The organism is Corallococcus sp. M7 (assembly GCF_054512695.1).
This window is the reverse complement of the sequence record NZ_CM137252.1, coordinates 3,607,739-3,624,113: the sequence shown is the minus strand read 5'-3', so window position 1 is coordinate 3,624,113 and position 16,375 is coordinate 3,607,739. Positions and strand designations below refer to the sequence as shown.

16 protein-coding genes and 1 pseudogene are annotated in these 16,375 nt (G+C 67.8%); 5 read left to right on the top strand and 12 right to left on the bottom strand.

What is annotated here, in order from left to right:
• Nucleotides 1-6 precede the first annotated feature (6 nt).
• From ACX114_RS14770 to ACX114_RS14745, 6 genes are all read right to left on the bottom strand, one after another.
• Entirely contained in the window at nucleotides 7-1,080 is a 1,074-nt protein-coding gene (locus tag ACX114_RS14770) for a gluconeogenesis factor YvcK family protein (RefSeq protein WP_459300167.1), read from the bottom strand.
• A 119-nt stretch (nucleotides 1,081-1,199) separates the two neighbouring features.
• A complete protein-coding gene (gene exoE / locus ACX114_RS14765; RefSeq protein WP_459298648.1) occupies nucleotides 1,200-2,567 on the bottom strand; it encodes a polyisoprenyl-phosphate hexose-1-phosphate transferase ExoE in 1,368 nt (455 codons plus the stop codon).
• Between the two features lie 110 nt (nucleotides 2,568-2,677).
• Nucleotides 2,678-3,415 carry a CpsD/CapB family tyrosine-protein kinase gene (locus ACX114_RS14760; RefSeq protein WP_338270041.1) on the bottom strand — a complete coding sequence of 246 codons (738 nt, stop codon included), beginning with the start codon at nucleotides 3,413-3,415 and terminating at the stop codon, nucleotides 2,678-2,680.
• A gap of 36 nt (nucleotides 3,416-3,451) precedes the next feature.
• Complete coding sequence (locus ACX114_RS14755) at nucleotides 3,452-4,861, bottom strand: GumC family protein (RefSeq protein ID WP_459298645.1); 1,410 nt, start codon at nucleotides 4,859-4,861, stop codon at nucleotides 3,452-3,454.
• Between the two features lie 37 nt (nucleotides 4,862-4,898).
• Nucleotides 4,899-6,047, bottom strand: a complete 1,149-nt coding sequence (locus ACX114_RS14750; RefSeq protein WP_459298643.1) for a hypothetical protein — start codon at nucleotides 6,045-6,047, stop codon at nucleotides 4,899-4,901.
• A gap of 80 nt (nucleotides 6,048-6,127) precedes the next feature.
• Nucleotides 6,128-6,697 carry a polysaccharide biosynthesis/export family protein gene (locus ACX114_RS14745; RefSeq protein WP_459298641.1) on the bottom strand — a complete coding sequence of 190 codons (570 nt, stop codon included), beginning with the start codon at nucleotides 6,695-6,697 and terminating at the stop codon, nucleotides 6,128-6,130.
• 407 nt (nucleotides 6,698-7,104) lie between these two features.
• On the opposite strand from ACX114_RS14745, the gene ACX114_RS14740 reads away from it, so the two are divergent.
• Complete coding sequence (locus tag ACX114_RS14740) at nucleotides 7,105-7,296, top strand: hypothetical protein (protein WP_459298639.1); 192 nt, start codon at nucleotides 7,105-7,107, stop codon at nucleotides 7,294-7,296.
• Nucleotides 7,297-7,436: 140 nt separating this feature from the next.
• On the opposite strand, the gene ACX114_RS14735 is transcribed toward ACX114_RS14740, so the two are convergent.
• Complete coding sequence (locus ACX114_RS14735; RefSeq protein ID WP_459298637.1) at nucleotides 7,437-8,993, bottom strand: phospholipase D-like domain-containing protein; 1,557 nt, start codon at nucleotides 8,991-8,993, stop codon at nucleotides 7,437-7,439.
• A gap of 292 nt (nucleotides 8,994-9,285) precedes the next feature.
• Between ACX114_RS14735 and ACX114_RS14730 the strand changes: the two genes are divergently transcribed.
• Nucleotides 9,286-11,319 carry an amylo-alpha-1,6-glucosidase gene (locus tag ACX114_RS14730; protein WP_459298636.1) on the top strand — a complete coding sequence of 678 codons (2,034 nt, stop codon included), beginning with the start codon at nucleotides 9,286-9,288 and terminating at the stop codon, nucleotides 11,317-11,319.
• On the opposite strand, the gene ACX114_RS14725 is transcribed toward ACX114_RS14730, so the two are convergent.
• Complete coding sequence (locus tag ACX114_RS14725) at nucleotides 11,320-12,141, bottom strand: tetratricopeptide repeat protein (RefSeq protein ID WP_459298634.1); 822 nt, start codon at nucleotides 12,139-12,141, stop codon at nucleotides 11,320-11,322. It abuts the gene before it with no gap.
• A 27-nt stretch (nucleotides 12,142-12,168) separates the two neighbouring features.
• Here ACX114_RS14725 and ACX114_RS14720 point away from each other — a divergent pair, with 27 nt between their 5' ends.
• Nucleotides 12,169-13,158, top strand: coding sequence for a WD40 repeat domain-containing protein (locus ACX114_RS14720; RefSeq protein ID WP_459298632.1), 990 nt, complete (start codon nucleotides 12,169-12,171; stop codon nucleotides 13,156-13,158).
• Between the two features lie 267 nt (nucleotides 13,159-13,425).
• Here the strand turns inward: ACX114_RS14720 and ACX114_RS14715 are convergent, their stop codons facing one another.
• The 4 genes and pseudogenes from ACX114_RS14715 to ACX114_RS14700 form a co-directional block, all read right to left on the bottom strand.
• Entirely contained in the window at nucleotides 13,426-13,950 is a 525-nt protein-coding gene (locus ACX114_RS14715; RefSeq protein ID WP_459298630.1) for a hypothetical protein, read from the bottom strand.
• The gene (locus ACX114_RS14710) at nucleotides 13,947-14,276 is read right to left on the bottom strand and encodes a hypothetical protein (RefSeq protein WP_459298628.1); all 330 of its coding nucleotides are present in this window, start codon (nucleotides 14,274-14,276) and stop codon (nucleotides 13,947-13,949) included. Before ACX114_RS14710 ends, ACX114_RS14715 begins: the two co-directional genes overlap by 4 nt.
• A gap of 126 nt (nucleotides 14,277-14,402) precedes the next feature.
• Entirely contained in the window at nucleotides 14,403-14,792 is a 390-nt protein-coding gene (locus tag ACX114_RS14705; RefSeq protein ID WP_459298626.1) for a DUF7832 domain-containing protein, read from the bottom strand.
• Nucleotides 14,793-14,827: 35 nt separating this feature from the next.
• A pseudogene (locus tag ACX114_RS14700) lies at nucleotides 14,828-15,034 on the bottom strand (transposase); the annotation flags it as partial.
• Nucleotides 15,035-15,295: 261 nt separating this feature from the next.
• Here ACX114_RS14700 and ACX114_RS14695 point away from each other — a divergent pair.
• The gene (locus tag ACX114_RS14695; protein ID WP_459298624.1) at nucleotides 15,296-15,772 is read left to right on the top strand and encodes an EVE domain-containing protein; all 477 of its coding nucleotides are present in this window, start codon (nucleotides 15,296-15,298) and stop codon (nucleotides 15,770-15,772) included.
• Nucleotides 15,769-16,359, top strand: a complete 591-nt coding sequence (locus ACX114_RS14690; protein WP_459298622.1) for a DUF4291 domain-containing protein — start codon at nucleotides 15,769-15,771, stop codon at nucleotides 16,357-16,359. The genes ACX114_RS14695 and ACX114_RS14690 overlap by 4 nt, the downstream gene beginning before the upstream one ends.
• The last annotated feature ends 16 nt before the right edge of the window (nucleotides 16,360-16,375 follow it).

Genomic DNA, 16,375 nt, shown 5'->3' with positions numbered 1-16,375 from the left:
CGCGGCCTACAACCCGCTGCGCGCCATCTTCAGCAGGCAGGCAGCGACCTTGCGGCTGTCGTGTCGGATCTTGGAACCTTCCTTGAGGAGGTCCGCCTGCACCGGAATCACGCCGGAGGACAAGAGCTCCCGCGTCTCCGCCGTGACCATGAAGGAGCCCTTGCGCGCATAGCGCTGGATGGACTCCTCCGAGGGCGCCCGGCCGTTGACGAGCACCGCGTCCAGCACCGGCCCCACGTGGTCGATGACGGCCTGCACGTGGTCCAGGCAGTTCATGCCGTCCGTCTCACCCGGCTGGGTCATCAGGTTGGCCACCATGACCTTCAGCGCGCGCGTCTCCTTCAGCGCCTGGGCCACGCCGTCCACCAGCAGGTTGGGCAGCACGCTCGAGTACAGCGACCCCGGCCCGATGGCGATGAGGTCCGCCGAGTAGATGGCCTCCAAGAGGCCGTCCACCGGAGGCGGAGAGCGGGGGCTGAGCGACACCCGGCGCACGCGGCCCTGGGCACGGCAGATGTTGCGCTCGCCCACGACCTCCGTGTCGTCATGCATCTGGGCCACCAGCTGCACCGACGCGAGCGTGCTGGGCAGCACCTGGCCCTGCGCTCCCAGCAGCTCCCCGGACAGCCGCACCGCCTCCAGGAAGTCGCCCTTCAGCTCCGCGAGCGCCGCGATGAGCAGGTTGCCCACCGCGTGGCCGGCGAGGCCCTTCGCGCCCCCGAACCGGTACTGGAACACGTCCTTCAGCGCGCTCTTGCCGCCCGCGAGCGCCACCAGGCAGTTGCGGATGTCGCCCGGGGGCAGCATGCCGTGGTTGCGGCGCAGGCGGCCGGAGCTGCCGCCGTCGTCGCTCATCGCCACGACCGCGGTGATGTCCACGCCAGGCTGGCCGCCCTTGGGGGAGGCCTTGCGGGCCAGCCCCTTCAGCACCATGGGCAGGCCCGTACCGCCGCCCATCGCGACGATGCGCGTGGGACGGTTCTTCGGCGCCTGCAGCAGTTCGTTGCGCTCCACGCCCTGCTGCTTGTTGCGCGCGTCGTCCTGGCTCCACTGCTCTGAGAACGGTGCGTCCACGTCCATGCCCACCATGTTCCGACCCCCTCGCCCATCCCAATCCATGGCTACCCACCCTTGGCATCCCGGCCTCCCCCGACAACCGGAGGCCGCGGACGGTCACCAACATCCACTGCTGAACTGTGTTACCGCGCCCCACGTCCCAGCAGCACGTGCCGGACCGTGTGGAAGATGATGCCGACGTCCAGGAACAGCGACCCGTTCTTCACGTAGTACAGGTCGAACTCCAGCTTGTTGCGCGCGTCCTCCACCGAAGCGCCGTAGGGGTAGCGGATCTGCGCCCAACCCGTGATGCCCGGCTTCACCGCCTCGCGCACGCCGTAGAACGGAATCTGCTGCTTGAGCTGCTCGGTGAACACCGGGCGCTCCGGACGGGGCCCCACGAAGCTCATGTGGCCCAGCAGCACGTTGAACACCTGCGGAATCTCGTCGATGCGCGTCTTGCGGATGAACTTGCCCACCCGGGTGACGCGGTCGTCGTTGGAGCGCGCCCACACCGCGCCGTTCTTCTCCGCGTCGGTGCGCATGCTGCGGAACTTCCAGAGTGGATACGCCCGGCCGCCCAGGCCCACGCGGTCCTGCCGGTAGAAGACGGGGCCCTTGGAGTCCAGCTTGATGGCCAGCGCCACCAGGATGAGGAAGGGCGAAGCCATCAGGAGGAGCAGCGAGGCCACCGCCACGTCGAACACGCGCTTGAAGGCCCGGCGCAGGGGCGAAACCGTCATCTCATCCGCGAAGGCGAAGTCGCTGGCGCGCAGGAACTGCACCGGGATGCGGCGCAGCACGCGCTCGCAGAAGCCCGCCGCGTCGTACACCCGCCGCCCGTCCAGCCGGCAGCGCAGGAGCGCCTCCACCCAGTTGGCGCCGCGCATGTCATCCGCGGCCTGCACCACGTAGGAGGCGTTGAGGCGCGCCGCCATCGCGTCCAGCGGCTCCTCCACCTTGCGCGGGTCCACCAGGGCCACCACGCGGAAGGAACCCTCGCCGCCGTCTTCAATGGCGCTCGCCACCGCGCGGGCCTTGAGGCCATCCCCCACGACGAGCACCGCGTCGGGCTCACCGACCAGCGCCCGGATGGAGACGCGCACCACGAGGGTGCCGGCCAGGGCGCCCATCGCGCCGCCCAGCAGCGTCCCGGGGGGCAGCACCACCGGCAGGGCCAGCGGCAGGAGGAGCATCACACCGCCCGCCACCATCGCGGTGACGCCCGCGGCCTTGAGGAAGCGGTAGCCGCGCGTCCGGTCCTCGGCCGCGATGCGCAGGTCGTACAGGTCCAACAGGTACAGCGTGAACTGGAAGGTGACGACGAAGGCCAGGCCCAGACCCACCAGCGTCGGCCACATCGTGGCGAACGGGGGCTGGGTGCCCAGGGGCGCGAAGAGGGCCGCGCAGGCCGCGGCACCCGCGACACAGGCCAACGCGATCGCCGAGGACTCGGCGAGGAAGAACGTCAGTTTCTTGGCTGAAAAATAGTGGTGGAAAACGCGAAGCACGTGACTCCTCCAACCCCAACCCGCCGCCGCTCCAGGCCCCCCGCCCATCGCACCTCATCGGTGCGAGGAGCGGGTCGGGCCACGAATCACTTCAACTCGACAACCAACCGCTACTTCTTCACGTAGTTCTTCAGGTACGGGGTCGCGTTCACTTCCGCCCCGTTGAGCACGCAGCCCACCAGCGCCGCGCCCGCCAGCTGCTCCACCGCCTGGTTCACCACCTTGGAGGGGGTGACGTTGGCGCGGATGACCATCAGCACGCCGTCCATCTGGTGGCCGAGGATGGCCGCGTCCGCGAACGGCAGCGTGGGCGGCAGGTCCACATACACCTCGTCGAAGCCCTCGCGCACCGCCTTGAGGAACTGCTTCATGCGGGCGCTGGCCAGCACCTGGGTGCTCTCCTCCGGCGTGGCGCCGGCGGGGATGACCGCCAGCCGCGTGGAGTTGAAGCGGCGCACCACGTCGCGCACGTCGCACTCACCGGCCAGCAGCTCCGCCAGGCCCTGCTTGTTGCGCATGCCCAGCGTGGGGGCCACCTGCCCCCGGCGCAGGTCCGCGTCCACCAGCAGGATGCGGCGCTCCGGGTTCGCCCGGGCCGCGGCCAGGGCCAGGTTCACGCTCGTCACCGTCTTGCCCTCGCCGGGCATCGCGGAGGTGAGCGCCACCACCTTCATCGGGCGCTGCTCGCGCATGCGCTCCAGGCGGTAGTACAGGGTGCGGTACTGCTCGGCGGCCGCGGAAGCAGGGGCCGTGAGCGTCACCACCCGGCGGTCCACTGCGTTCGAGGAAGCCGCGCTGTCGTCCACGCGGGGGAGGAAGTTACCGGCCCGCTCCATCGTCGAATCCATCTGAGTTCTCCAATCCTTTCCGTATGGGGTCGGCAATTAGTTCAGGGAAGTAGGCGAGGAGACGCTGTTCTTGCTCCCAGCCATCGGCATCAAGATCCGCTTCTCCGTCTTGCCTTGCATGTTCGGGACCACCGCCAGGACAGGCAGCGTGATGCGCTCGCGGACCTCGGTGCCATCGCGCAGGCTGTCGTCGCGCATCTCGAGGACGGTGCCGGTGAGGACGCCCAGCGCCAGGGCCACCAGGGCGGCGATGAGCAGGCCCGTCATGCGGTCAGGGCGAGCAGGCGAGGAAGGAACACCGGCGGGCGAGATGACATTGAACAGGCTCTTGGCGCTCTTGGCCTCCAGCTCCTGGGCGATCTCCGCCTCCACCTTGCGGCTCACCACGCTCTGGTACTTGGTGCGGGCGATTTCGTAGTCCCGGTTCATGACCGCCAGCTCCTGGGCCCAGCGCGGGGTGTTGTTCAGCCGCGCCTGGTACGCCTCGGCCTGCTTCTGGAGGTCCACGATGTCCTTCTGGATGTTGGTGATGAGCGTGGCCACGCGGGTGCGCTCGTTGCGCTCGGCGTACATGCGGCCTTCCGCGTCCTTGCGCTGGGCGCTGATGTCACCCAGCTCACGCTCCATCCGCTTCACTTCCGGGTGGTCCGGCGTCCACTGCGTCTTGGCCTGCGTGAGGGTGCGGGACAGGCCGCTCTCCGTGGCCTCCAGGCGGCCGGCCTCGCTGTCCGCGGCGTTGCGGGCGCGGGCCAGGTCGGAGCGGCGGGCTTCGGCGCTGCGCAGCTCCTCGGACTTCGTCTGCAGCTGGGCGCTGATGCGCTCCAGGCCGCGCATGTTCATCTCCATCTGCTCGGGCAGCTCGCCCAGGTGGTCCACCTTGAACCTGGAGATCTTGCTCTCCCAGGAGGACACGGCCTTGCCCATGGCGACCATCTCCTCGGTGAAGAGGTCGGTGGCGCGGGCCGCCTGCGTCTGGCGGATCTTCAGCGTCTCCTCGGAGAAGATGGCCGGCAGGCGGTTGGCCACCTGCGCCACCACCTGCGGGTCGCGGCCCGCGTAGGTGAGCTCGAAGGCCGTCTCACCCTCGACGCGCACGGTGAGGTCCTTGCGCATCTGCTCCACCGCCGCCTCGATGCCCTTATCGGACACGAGCTCCGGGTAGAGGTTCATCTCCTCGATGGCCTTCTGGAGCACCGGCCGCGCCAGCAGCTCCTGGCGGACGGTGACCAGCCGCTGCTCGATGAGCTCGCTCACCGTGCGCTGGACCATCTCCTCGCCGGGGCGCTGCGGCTCCACACGCACCACCACGGACGCTTCATAAATGCTCGGCCGGGTCATCACGATGGCCGCACCCAACACGAAGATTGCTGCAGCGATCGCCCCCACCAGGGCCTTGCGGCGCCACAGCGCCGAAAGCAACTGGTCCGCCGTCATCCCACGCTCCATGATCCGCTCCTCCATCCTCGTAGCTCTCAAAGGTTGCCTACCAAGCTGTCATGACCAGACGGAGGGCGAACACGTTGCGTGTCAGGTCCCCCGCCCCAGCGACATCCGCCGCACCCACCTGCGCGATGCGGTCGAACGCGCCCTGCAGCGCCAGCTTCCGGCTCAGCCGGTACTCGACGCCTGCTCCCACCGCATAGCCCTGCGACACGTTCGTGGTGTTTCGCCACTGCGTGTAGTTCTCACCGGGCGCCGTGCCGTTCCGGAAGAAGCTGGCCGCCCCGAAGGCCGACAGCTTCTGCGTGAAACGATGCGCCCCCATCACCGACGCGTAGTCCGCCCACACCGCGCCGGAAAAACCGCTCGCGCCCACCAGGTCGTGACCCATGGCGAAGCCGAAGTCACTGCGTTCACCCTCGCGCACCAGCTCCACCGCCACGCGAGGCAGCCACCCGCCGCGTGACGCGTCCGAAGGCAGGTAGCGCACCGGCCCGCCCCGGAGGGTGAGCGTGGTGGGCCGCGTCAGCCGGTAGCGCAGGGCCGCGGAAGCGCCGTGCGCCTGGCTGTAGTCCTGGTCGTACAGGAAGCCCTGGTAGCGGTACTCGGCGCCCAGGGACAGCCGGCGCGTGGTGCGGTACCACAGCTCCACCGAAGGGGTGTGCGCGTAACCCGCCACCCGCCCCGGCTCGATGATGCGCGTCGCCTCGAACATGTAGTTGCCGCGCACATCCATGCGCTCCGTGACGCGGCTGGTGAGTCCCAGCTTCGTCTGCGCATAGAAGGTGGGCGCCGTGGAGCGCGCCAGGCCGTCACGCGGCAGCGACGTGGGGTCGGTGACGCGGAAGACCCGCGCGCTGGCATCCAGCCGCAGCCGCCGGGACAGCACGTCCCGGAAGCCCACGCCCGCGCGGTGGTCCACCGTCGTCTTCCCGGAGCCGTGCCGCGCGAGGACGTCCGTGGCGTAGAAGGACTCGAGCGTCAGCTGCTCGTTCTTCACGTCCAGGCCCAGCCGCGGAGACAGCTTCGTCATGAACTGTCCGTTGGTTCCCGCGCCGCCCAGCCGGATGTCGTTGTCGAAGCGCTCCTCCGCCGTGAGGCGGAGCCGAGGCTCCAGGATGGTGGCCGCCTGCGCGGCCGGCGCGGCGATGAGACAGCCTGCAATCACTGCCCGCTTCCAGTTGCCCCTCACCGCCGCCCTCCCGTCCTGACCCACGCCCACGTTCGTCGCTTCCCGATGTCTGTCTTTGAAGTCCGCTCGCCCGTCCCGCTTCACGGGACGACGACGGTGTCACCCGGCCGCAGGATGACGCTCTCGCCGTCGGGGGAGACCAGGTCGCTGTAGCGCACCGGAATCTGCCCGCCCTTGCCGTCCGTGCGGATGACCACGATGCCGTCCGAGTTGGCGAAGTCCGTGAAGCCGCCGGCCAGCGCGATGGCCTGCAGCAGGGACACGCGGCCACGCAGCGGGTAGGCGCCCGGGTGGGCCACCTCGCCCGTGACGAACACGCGGCTGCTGTTGACCTCGCGGACGATGACCGTCACGCGCGGCTCCTGCACATACGGAGACAGGCCCGACTTGAGCGCCTCCGCCAGCTCCGTGGGCGTCTTGCCCGCGGCTTGAATCTCACCCACCATCGGAATGGAGATGAAGCCGTCGGGACGCACCGGCACCGTGCGCGACAGCTCCTGATCACGCCACACGCTCACGTCGAGCACGTCCTCGCGGCCGATGCGGTAGGGCTGCTCCGCGTTGTCGACCTTCAGCGTCTGCTGGTGAGCACAACCCGACAGGAGGAGCATCCCCATCACCGTCCAGAACCCCGTGCGCCGCATTCCCATCTTCCGCTCTCCTTCGTTCACTGATGTTCCGCGCGAGCTACCGTTCACACGCCCTGAAGGGCCGGGTGGCTCGCTTCTGGCGGAGGCTCTTAGCAGCGCGTGTGCCAGCGGCCGGGGAGAGGGAAAACCCTTGGAATGCAGTGGGTTACGGCGTGCCACATCAGGCGCACATGGGCGCATCCGGGAAAAATTCCGGTCCTACCCCGGTGTTCGCCCCTGTGCTTTCTGCCGATCGCTTCCACGGGGTGGAAGAGGATTGCCCAACGTGGGCCCCGTACCTTCCACGCACTTCCGGGCTCCCTCTGGGCCCCCCGTGCCAAAGCCCTGGCACGCGTCTTGATAAGGGTCTGGGCGTCGGACAGCGGTAGTGGTTCAGGGGTCCAATTCAGTCCAGAGGGGGACAGCGGATGGGCAAGGTGGCAGGGGCGGTGGGGGTGGTCTTCATGCTCGGAACCAGCATCGTGGGGCTGATGGGGGCGTCGCTGGGCAACAGCGTCGAAGCCGGCGTGCTGGGGATGGTGGGCCTGGCCCTGTACGGCGGCAGTTCGCTCTTGAGCGGCAAGGCGGCGGAGCCCGCGGGCGTCGCGAAGCAGGCTTGAGCCCAAGCGCCAGCGAAGTCTGAAACGCTGTAGGAAGCACAGGGCCTTCGGGCCGGATCAGCGAAGTGGGAAGCCAGGCTTCCTCCCGCTGCCGGCCCGTGGGCCCTTGTCGTTTTTGGGGCCCTGCCCTTCCCTTCACCTCAAGGCTGGTGCGGCCCGGCTTCCGGAGCGTGGGAGGCCTGCGCTTCCGGCAACGCGCGCGGCTCCTCCACGACGACGCGCGGCGGAACCTCCTGCTCCGGCAGCGGCTGCTGTTCGGTGCCCTGGGCCTCCTGACGGCGCAGGCGCAGGGCCCGGCTCCACAGCGCGATGCCGGCCCACGCGCCCACGAGCGCCGCGGGCACCGCCACGACGTGGGGCCAGTAGAGCGCGACGCCGGCCAGGGCCAGCGGCACCACGCCCGCGCCGAAGACGACCTTGGATTCGGTGCGGCCCAGCTCGCGGTGGTTGGTGACGGCGGCGCCCACGGTGTTGCCCAGGCGCACCGCGCCCGCGGCCGCGCGGCTCATGCTGCCCCGCCGGCCGCGAGGTCTCCGCTGTGCGCGAGGCAGCGGAGGCGCGGCGCTCATGCGGCGTGCCCTTCCGCTGAGCACGACCTCCGTCGCGTGCTCCAGGTCCTGGAGGTACATGTCCTCCATGCACCGGGCGAAGGGGGCGTCCTCCACGGCGACGTCGATCTCGGAGTTGCCCAGCCAGCTCGCGGGGTTGAGGTTGGACGAACCGACGCGCGCCCAGGTGCCATCCGCCACCGCCGTCTTGGCGTGGAGCATGGTGCCATTCCATTCATAGACGCGGATGCCGGCCTCCAGCAGCGGGCGGTAGCCGGCCTGGGTGAGCGGGCGCAGCGCGGGGATGTCGCTGCTGCCGGGCACGAGCAGCCGCACGTCCACGCCGTCGCGCGACGCGGCCCGGAGCGCCTGCACATAGGTGGCGGTGCCCACGAAGTACGCGTCGGTGAGCCACAGCCGCTTGCGCGCGAGCGACGCGATGAGCTGGTCCACGCGGAAGAGGCCCGCGCTCCAGGGCACGCCGGCCACCACGCGCAGGGACACCTCCCCCATGGGCAGGGAGGCGCGAGCGGACAGGCAGCCCTCTTCATCCAAGGGAGGGCCCACGGTGCTCCAGCCCTGGGCGAAGGCGCGCACCAGGTCCGCCACCGCGGGGCCGCGAATCTCCAGGCCGGTGTCGCGCCACGGGGCCACGCCCTTCTCCACGTCGCCCACCCACTTGTGGCTCACGCACAGGCCGGAGACGAAGCCCACCTCGCCGTCCACGGTGAGCGTCTTGCGGTGGTTGCGGCCCAGCCACGCCAGGGGCCGGTCGAACTGGAAGGGATTGAACGAGCGCACCTCCACGCCCGCCTCGCGCAGGAAGCGCCAGTAGCGGCGGGACGCGGGGCCCTGGCAGCCCAGCCAGTCATAGAGGACGCGGACCTGCACACCGTCGCGGGCACGGGCGGCCAGCGCGTCCGCGAAGGCGCGGCCCACGTCATCGTCTTCGATGATGTAGTTCTCGAAGAGGATGGAGCGCTCGGCCTGCTGGATGGCGCGCAGCCACGCGGGGTAGTTCTCGCGAGCGTCGCGCAGGAGCTTCACGTCGTTTCCCGTCACGAGCGGCGCGCCCGCGGCGCGGGAGAAGACCTGTTCGGCCAGGTTGTGCTGCCGGCCGCTGATGCCCGATGACTTCACGATGGCCACGGCGTGTCTCCTCGGGAAATCGGGGCGCGCCCGAAGGCTCTGGGTGAGGTGCTGTCCCCTGGGGACGGTCGCAAGGGCTTCACGTGAAGGGATTCCAGCGCGCTCGCGCGGGCGTCGAGGGCCTGGCTGCCCGGCTGTCCTCCCCTCGAGTCTGGGGACCGGGGGATGCGCTGTGTGGAGCGGGCCTGCATGAGCAACCTCTCCGCGAGGGCGATGTCCGACGGATTCCTGCTTCCTACCCTTTCCCGCGCGTCTCCGCCCAGGGGGACGGGAGCGAGGAGGAGACGACAGCGTGAACGAACCAGCCCCTGCCCTGCCCCGCCTGTCCTTCGACTTCCTGGAAGGCGCCGACTTCAGCGACGGCGTGCACCACGAGTGGCTCCTGACCAACGGCCGAGGGGGCTACGCCTCCGGCACGGTGGTGGGCTGCAACACGCGCCGCTACCACGGCCTGTTCATCCCCACCCTGGAGAAGCTGGGCCGCACGGTGCTGATGGCCCGGCTGGAGGAGACGGCCCTGGTGGACGGAGAGCGCTACCGGCTCACGTCCGAGGAGCATGACGACGGCACCACCCTGGAGGACGGCGCGAGGCACCTGCGGCACTTCCACCTGGAGGGGCTGATTCCCGTCTGGGAGTACGCGGTGGGGCGTGCGCGGCTGAGGCGCCGCTGCGTGATGGTGCACGGCGAGGACACGGTGTTCCTTCAGTGGGAGCATCTGTCCGGTCCGGACGTGACGCTGCACCTGCGGCCGTTCCCGGTGCTGCGCCCGCATGACGGGCCGCTGTTGAAGGACGTGGGAGAGGCCATCGTCACGCTGCGAGGCCCGCTGGTGGAGCTGCGCAACGGAGAGGACGGTCCGATCCAAAGGATGCGGCTGTATTCGGACGGGCCCACGCCGTACGTGAGCCTGGCGGAGACCTCCAGGCCGCAGCACCTGCGGACGGAGAAGGCGCGCGGCTACGACTTCACGGAGGTGCAGCACTCGCCGGGCCACTTCACGGCGACGCTGAAGCCCGGGAGCACGCTCTCCTTCGGGCTCACGGTGGAGGCGCCAGGGCACCTGCTGGAGCGGAATCCCAAGGAGGTCTTCGAGCGGGAACTGGGCAGACAGGAGCGCCTGTTGGAGCGCGCCCCGGAGCATGGGCGCACGGGAGTGCCGGCGCGGCTGGTGTTGGCGGCGGACCAGTTCATCATCGATCCGCCAAGGCCCGCGGACGCCGCGTGGGCACGGTCGATGGGATTGGACGCAAGGAGCGTCATCGCGGGCTACCCGTGGTTCACGGACTGGGGCCGGGACACGATGATCAGCCTGGACGGGCTGACGCTGGCCACGGGGCGCTACCGCGAGGCGGCGGCCATCCTGCGCACGTTCCAGCACTACGTGCGGGACGGGCTGATTCCGAACTACTTCCCGGACGGAGAGAACGAGGGCGTCTACCACACGGCGGACGCGACGCTCTGGTTCTTCCACGCGGTGGACCGCTACCTGGAGGAGACGGGGGACGAAGCGCTGCTGCGAGACCTGTTCCCGACGCTGCAGGACATCGTGGCGCATCACCAGAAGGGCACGCGCTTCAATATCGGCGTGGACCCGGCGGATGGGCTCCTGCGACAGGGGGCGGAGGGCTACCAGCTCACCTGGATGGACGCGAAGGTGGAGGGCTGGGTGGTGACGCCCCGCCGGGGCAAGGCGGTGGAGATCAACGCGCTGTGGTTCAACGCCCTGCGCCTGATGGCGGGCTGGGCGGAGCGGCTGGGGCTGGAGTCAGGGCCGTACCGGGGCGCGGCGGAGAAGGCACAGGGCAGCTTCAATCAGCGCTTCTGGAACGAAGCGGGCGGGTGTCTCTACGACGTGGTGGACGGAGAGGACGGCCGAGAGGACGCGAGCGTGCGGCCGAACCAGGTCTTCGCCATCTCGCTGAAGCATCCGGTGCTCAAGCGGGACAAGTGGGCGCGGGTGCTGGAGGTGGTGCGCCGTGAGCTGGTGACGCCGGTGGGGCTGCGCAGCCTGGCGCCGGGGAGTAGGGACTACAAACCGAAGTACGACGGAGACCTGCGGGCCCGCGACGCGGCCTATCACCAGGGCACGGTGTGGGGCTGGCTCATTGGCCATTACGTGGATGCGACGTTGAAGGTGTCCCCGGACATCAAGGCCGCGAGGGCCCTGCTGTCTGGAATGGAGGACCACCTGTCACATGCGGGGATTGGCCAGATTTCAGAAATCTTCGATGCGACGGAGCCCTACCGTCCGCGAGGCTGCTTCGCCCAGGCCTGGAGTGTCGCGGAGGCGCTGCGGGTGTTCAGCAAGACCAACGTGGGGTGATCAGGCTTTCTCAAGCTTCCGCAGCCATCTGGCGGACTTCGCATGTCCCTGGCTCGCGGCATCACGGAAGTGACGCATGGCGCGCGCCTTGGACTGGGGCACGCCCTCCCCGTTCGCGAACATCAAGCCCAGGTTGAAGGACGCGCTGGCATTCCCCTGCTGCGCCGCCAGTCGGAACCAAGCAAAGGCACGCAAGGCATCGGTAGGAAGGCCCACGCCATTGGAGTAGTTGTAGCCCAGGGCCAGCTGGGCTTCCGCGTACCCTCCCCTCGCGGACATTTCGTAATACGCATTGGCTTTCTTCAGGTTCTTGCGGACGCCCTTTCCCAGCTCATACGCAAGACCGACGTTGTAGGCCGGAACCGGGTGTCCCTGGCGTGCGTGCTTCCGGTAGAGCCGGACCGCTTCCTGCTGCTGGTGGGCCTCGGTGCTCTCGAACAGGAGATACGCCAGGTTTCCCTCGGCGACGGCGAACCCCAGGGCGGCGGCCCGGCGATACCACGCCTCCGCGAGGGCCTTGTCCTTTCGGGCACCCCGTCCATTGTCATAGGCGAGGCCCAGGTTGAATGCCGCGACATCGTCCCCCATCGCTGCTGCCTTCTCCGTCCACATCCGGGAGCGCTTCGGGTCACGCCGGACGCCATCTCCGTAGAGAAAGTGGAGCCCCACGTTCGTCATGGCCTCCATCTTCCCGAGCCGCGCCGCCGCGAGATAGGCCTCGAAGAGGGCCTTGCGGTCGTCAGGCCGCGCCTCCTCGAGCGTCCACGCCCGGTCCATGGCCGCGTCCGCCAGGGACCTGACGGTGGGAGTCTTCCTTCGCACTCGCGTTTCCATTCCGGCCTACACGACATGAGCCAGACAGACCTGACCCGCGCGGTCATCACCCCGGTGAATGCGCCCGGCCTGAAGCGTGTGCGGCAGCTGGGTTCCCAGCTCAGCTCCGTCCTCTGGGACAAGCTTTGCTTTGACCCCTCAGGCACCCGGCTGCTCGCGAAAGCCGACTCCCGCCTGCGGTGGTGGAACCTGGACACAGCGACGGACGTCGCCAGCGGATCGGTGGAGTTGAAGATGGAGCCCATCGAGGCCCTCTTCCACGGCTCGAGTCACATCGTGACCGCGGGGCCGCCGGTCGCGGAGGCCGTTGTTTCCTGGCGGCCCCGGCTCATGGCCTTCTCCACGACGGACGGCTCGCTGTGGCGTGAGCAGACCCTCTCCGCGCCCGCCATCGGCCTGGCCATGTCCCGGGACGGTGTGCTGCTGGCCATCCTGGAACGTGGCGAGGCCCTCCTCTGGGACGTGGCGGGCTGGAAACGGATTCGTGACCTGCTAGGCGTTGAGTGGCACGTCGAGGTCAAGGCGTGTGCATTCTCCCATGACTCACGCTTCGCGGCCGCGATTGTGTCGTATTACAACCATGAACAGGCGGCTCTCTACCTCTGGGACCTGAAGGCGAGTGCCCATCCCTGGGTTCATCCACTTGGGTTTGAGTTCGCGGCGGGCGTTGCATTCCACCCCACGCGGCCCCTGCTCGTCGCGAGAGGCGTCCACGAGGTCGTGGTCATGGATGTGCATGAGCGCCGCGTCCTGAAGAGGTTCAACGACTACCATCATTACGTGAGCAATATCGACTTCAGCCCGGATGGGAAGTTGATGGTCTCCTCATCTGACACCCATGGCTTCGCGGTCTACCACTTCGATACCGGCGAGGTGCTGTTCAGCCACTCCGACGACAGTGAGCTCCCTACGGGTGATGCGGTCTTCTCACCTGATGGCCGATTCGTTGCCGTGGCACAGGGAGACGGAACCGTGGGCCTGTGGGGTGTAAGCACCGCGCCTTGACGCCCCAAAATCAGACGTGCCATGAAAACCCCTGAGGTGGCGGGGAGGCCACTTCAGGGGGGAAGCCATGAACTTCCGTCGTAACAATTTCCTCTGGTTCGTCTTCGTCACGACCTGCTTGCTGCTTCGCGCGGGCAACCTCGTGGGGGCCGGGATCTTCGCGACGGTGGCGCTCGCCGGGAGGTGGACCTACTTCCGGGTCACCCAGGGTCCCCCGCCGACGAGTGACACCCTGCTCGGAGCGTACGAAGCCCCGCCCACAACGCATCATTCAATTTGGGGACCATTCTCTTCGCGAATGCCAGTGGCTTCGAAGTACGCAGCGACTTCCTGCTTAGGAAAGCCGCTCAAACACGCGGTCTCCAACCCTTTGAGCTGCTTCAGGGGCGTAAGATCGCCCACTACGCGCATGAGACACAGATGTTTGAGTTGCGTCAGCTTCGCAAGCGGCGCTAGCGACTCCATGTGCAGCTTTTTTCCGGAGGCATCCCACCCCGGCGTGGTCTCCAGCGACAGCGCCTCCAGGCGTTTCAAGGCGCCAAGCGGCGCAAGATTCGTCACTTTGGGAAAGTGCAGAATGCGCAGGCGACGAAGTTTGACGAGCGCAGAGAGCGGCGACAGATCAGGTCCAGGATAGGTCGCGATGATGAGCGTTTCCAAGTTGGCAAACGCTGCCAGCGGTTCGAGCGACCGGAATTTGCAGTGCCAAATTTTCGCCTCGTTGTACGCAAGCGGATTGTCGATTTGCGGAAACTGCTTGGCGGGATCACGTATGAGTTCAAGACGCTTCACGACACACGCTCCCCGAGCTTGGAAACGCTCTCTTGGAGGCGAGTCGCACCTGAATCATGAAGCCTGCGCACCGCGATGCGCTTGGCGAGCGTCTCCTGATCGAGCACCTCACCTGCAATTTTCGCAACCACCGCAACCGTGGCCGCAGGGTATGCGTAGGACTCTGGGCACGCGAGAACATCGTCGATCGAGCCTGCCTCTTCGCCGTCCAGATACAGAACGAAGCCGTGTTTAGTGGCCTTCGCGGTCACTGCAGGTTCGGTGATGGGAAGCACGTGCTGCTTCATCAGCTGCCACATTTGCAATCGCCGGCCCGTCGTATTCATGCGCACTCACTGCCCTTCGAGCGAATCCAAGAACGCATCCAGTTCATCTTCTGTTGGCGCTTTGCTCTTCGCGGCTGGTCGTTTCTTTTTTGCGCTCTCGCTCGCCTTCCCGGGGTGAGCCTTCTTTCACTTCGCAAAACGCCCATCAATGCGTTTCAAAACCACATCAAGATTCTTCCACGTATCCTTCACATGGTACTCACTTGGCAATTTGCCGGCGAGCAGCTTCTCTTGGTCCTTGTTAAACATCTCAGCGTAATAGTCGGCCGCAAACTTCTGCCCCTCACGCGTGAGCATGCTCGCTGCAAACACACCGTCCGCCTTCGCGTACACCCGCGCGCCCGTCATCTTCCGAGCACGCACCGCACGCTGTTGCCGTGCCGGTATGCCTTCACTCGCCATTCCGCGCGTGATTGCCCACGCGATGAACATTCCCGTGTGCACGAACGCTCGCTGCTTCGAAAGCCCAGTTGGATACTCGCCCTCGTAGTGCCACGTCGCTTTGTCGTATGCCATCTGCACCAACTTATCTGAACCCATTAGAGCCGACCTCAGAATTGGCGCAGGAGGATGAGAGCGCAGTCGAGATGGAGAAACCCGAGGAAGTTCTCGGCCTTCACCTCGTAGCGGGTGACGAGGCGACAGAAGAAGTGGAGCCAGGCGAAGAAGCGTTCCACCTTCCAGCGTCGCTTGTAGCGCCGCAGCTCGCGCCCATCCTGCGTGGCCTTGCGCTTACGGCCCCGTCGGTGTGGAGCACTTCCCGCGCTTCGTCTTTCCGACGCATCCGGTGCGCAGCCCCCTCAGAATGCCGTTCCGCAGTGGGCGCGCGTCCGTCGGTGGCCGCCCGGGTCGGTCTTCCCGCTTCGGCTTTCGCTCGGGCAGCGGCTCTACCGCCTCTTGTACCTGCGCTACAGAGAGAAGGCTGAGCCCTTCCAGCAACTCCTCTCCACGTTCGAGCTGGAATAGCGCCCGGAGTACGATGGCGCGCGAAACGCCTCCCTGAGCTAGGGTGCGCCGCCATGGCGACTCCGCGGTACTGGTTGATCAAGAGCGAACCCTCCGTCTACGCATACGCGCAGCTGGAGAAGGACGGCAGGACGGAGTGGACGGGCGTGCGCAGCTTCGAGGCGCGCAACAACATCCGGGCCATGACGCCCGGGGACCTGTGCCTCTACTACCACTCCAATGAGGACAAGGCCGTCGTCGGCGTGGCGTGCGTCCTCTCCAAGCCGGGCCCCGACCCCACCGCCCCCGGCGAGGACTGGGCCTCCGTGGACGTGGGCCCCGTCGTCGCCTTCACCACGCCGGTGACGCTGGCCACCATCAAGGCCACGCCCGCGCTCAAGGACTTCCCGCTCATCACCCGCAGCCGCCTCAGCGTGACGCCCACCCCCGTGGAGCACTTCAAGCTCGTCCTTGAGATGGGCAAGACGAAGCTCCCGAAGACCTCCGCCGCCAAACCCAAGCCGAAGGCCAAATCCAGAGCAACCCCATGAGCGCAGCCCGCGAAGTCCGCGCCGACTTCGACCGAGCCACCATCGTCGTGTACCAGGCCTACTCGGACGCCATCGCCGACGTGGCCGTGAAGCAGCAGAGGTTCGGCCCGCCGTTCTCCGTGGGCCGGATGACGTGGATCAAACCCAGCTTCCTGTGGCTCATGCACCGCTCCAACTGGGGCAGGAAGAGCGGCCAGGAGCGCACGCTCGCGGTGCGCATCAAACGCTCCGGCTGGGAGGAGGCCCTGTCCTCCGGCGTCCTCACCGGCTTCGAGCCGAAGGCCCACGGCTCGCCGGACGCGTGGCGCAAGGCCTTCGACACCGCGCCCGTCCACATCCAATGGGACCCGGAGCGCAGCTTGCGCGGCGCGGGCCTGCCCCACGACAGCATCCAGGTGGGCTTGAGCCGCGCCGTCATCCAGCGCTTCGTGGATGACTGGACCGTGTCCATCACCGACCTCACGCCCCTGGTCCAGAAGCTGCGCAAGCACCTGGACGACGGCCGCGCGGATCAGGCCACGCGCCACCTGCCGAAGGAGTCCGTCTACCCGGTCCCTTCCGACCTCGCCCGGCGCCTGGGGATGTGAAGGACCCCGCGCCTTC

Excerpts from the sequence above, each read along its gene's own strand:
- ACX114_RS14690 (WP_459298622.1), top strand. The coding sequence starts at position 15,769 with ATGAGCGCAGCCCGCGAAGTCCGCGCCGACTTCGACCGAGCCACCATC.
- ACX114_RS14710 (WP_459298628.1), bottom strand. The coding sequence starts at position 14,276 with ATGAATACGACGGGCCGGCGATTGCAAATGTGGCAGCTGATGAAGCAG.
- ACX114_RS14720 (WP_459298632.1), top strand. The coding sequence starts at position 12,169 with ATGAGCCAGACAGACCTGACCCGCGCGGTCATCACCCCGGTGAATGCG.
- ACX114_RS14745 (WP_459298641.1), bottom strand. The coding sequence starts at position 6,697 with ATGGGAATGCGGCGCACGGGGTTCTGGACGGTGATGGGGATGCTCCTC.
- ACX114_RS14705 (WP_459298626.1), bottom strand. The coding sequence starts at position 14,792 with ATGGCATACGACAAAGCGACGTGGCACTACGAGGGCGAGTATCCAACT.
- ACX114_RS14770 (WP_459300167.1), bottom strand. The coding sequence starts at position 1,080 with ATGGACGTGGACGCACCGTTCTCAGAGCAGTGGAGCCAGGACGACGCG.
- ACX114_RS14755 (WP_459298645.1), bottom strand. The coding sequence starts at position 4,861 with ATGGAGCGTGGGATGACGGCGGACCAGTTGCTTTCGGCGCTGTGGCGC.
- ACX114_RS14740 (WP_459298639.1), top strand. The coding sequence starts at position 7,105 with ATGGGCAAGGTGGCAGGGGCGGTGGGGGTGGTCTTCATGCTCGGAACC.
- ACX114_RS14695 (WP_459298624.1), top strand. The coding sequence starts at position 15,296 with ATGGCGACTCCGCGGTACTGGTTGATCAAGAGCGAACCCTCCGTCTAC.
- ACX114_RS14760 (WP_338270041.1), bottom strand. The coding sequence starts at position 3,415 with ATGGATTCGACGATGGAGCGGGCCGGTAACTTCCTCCCCCGCGTGGAC.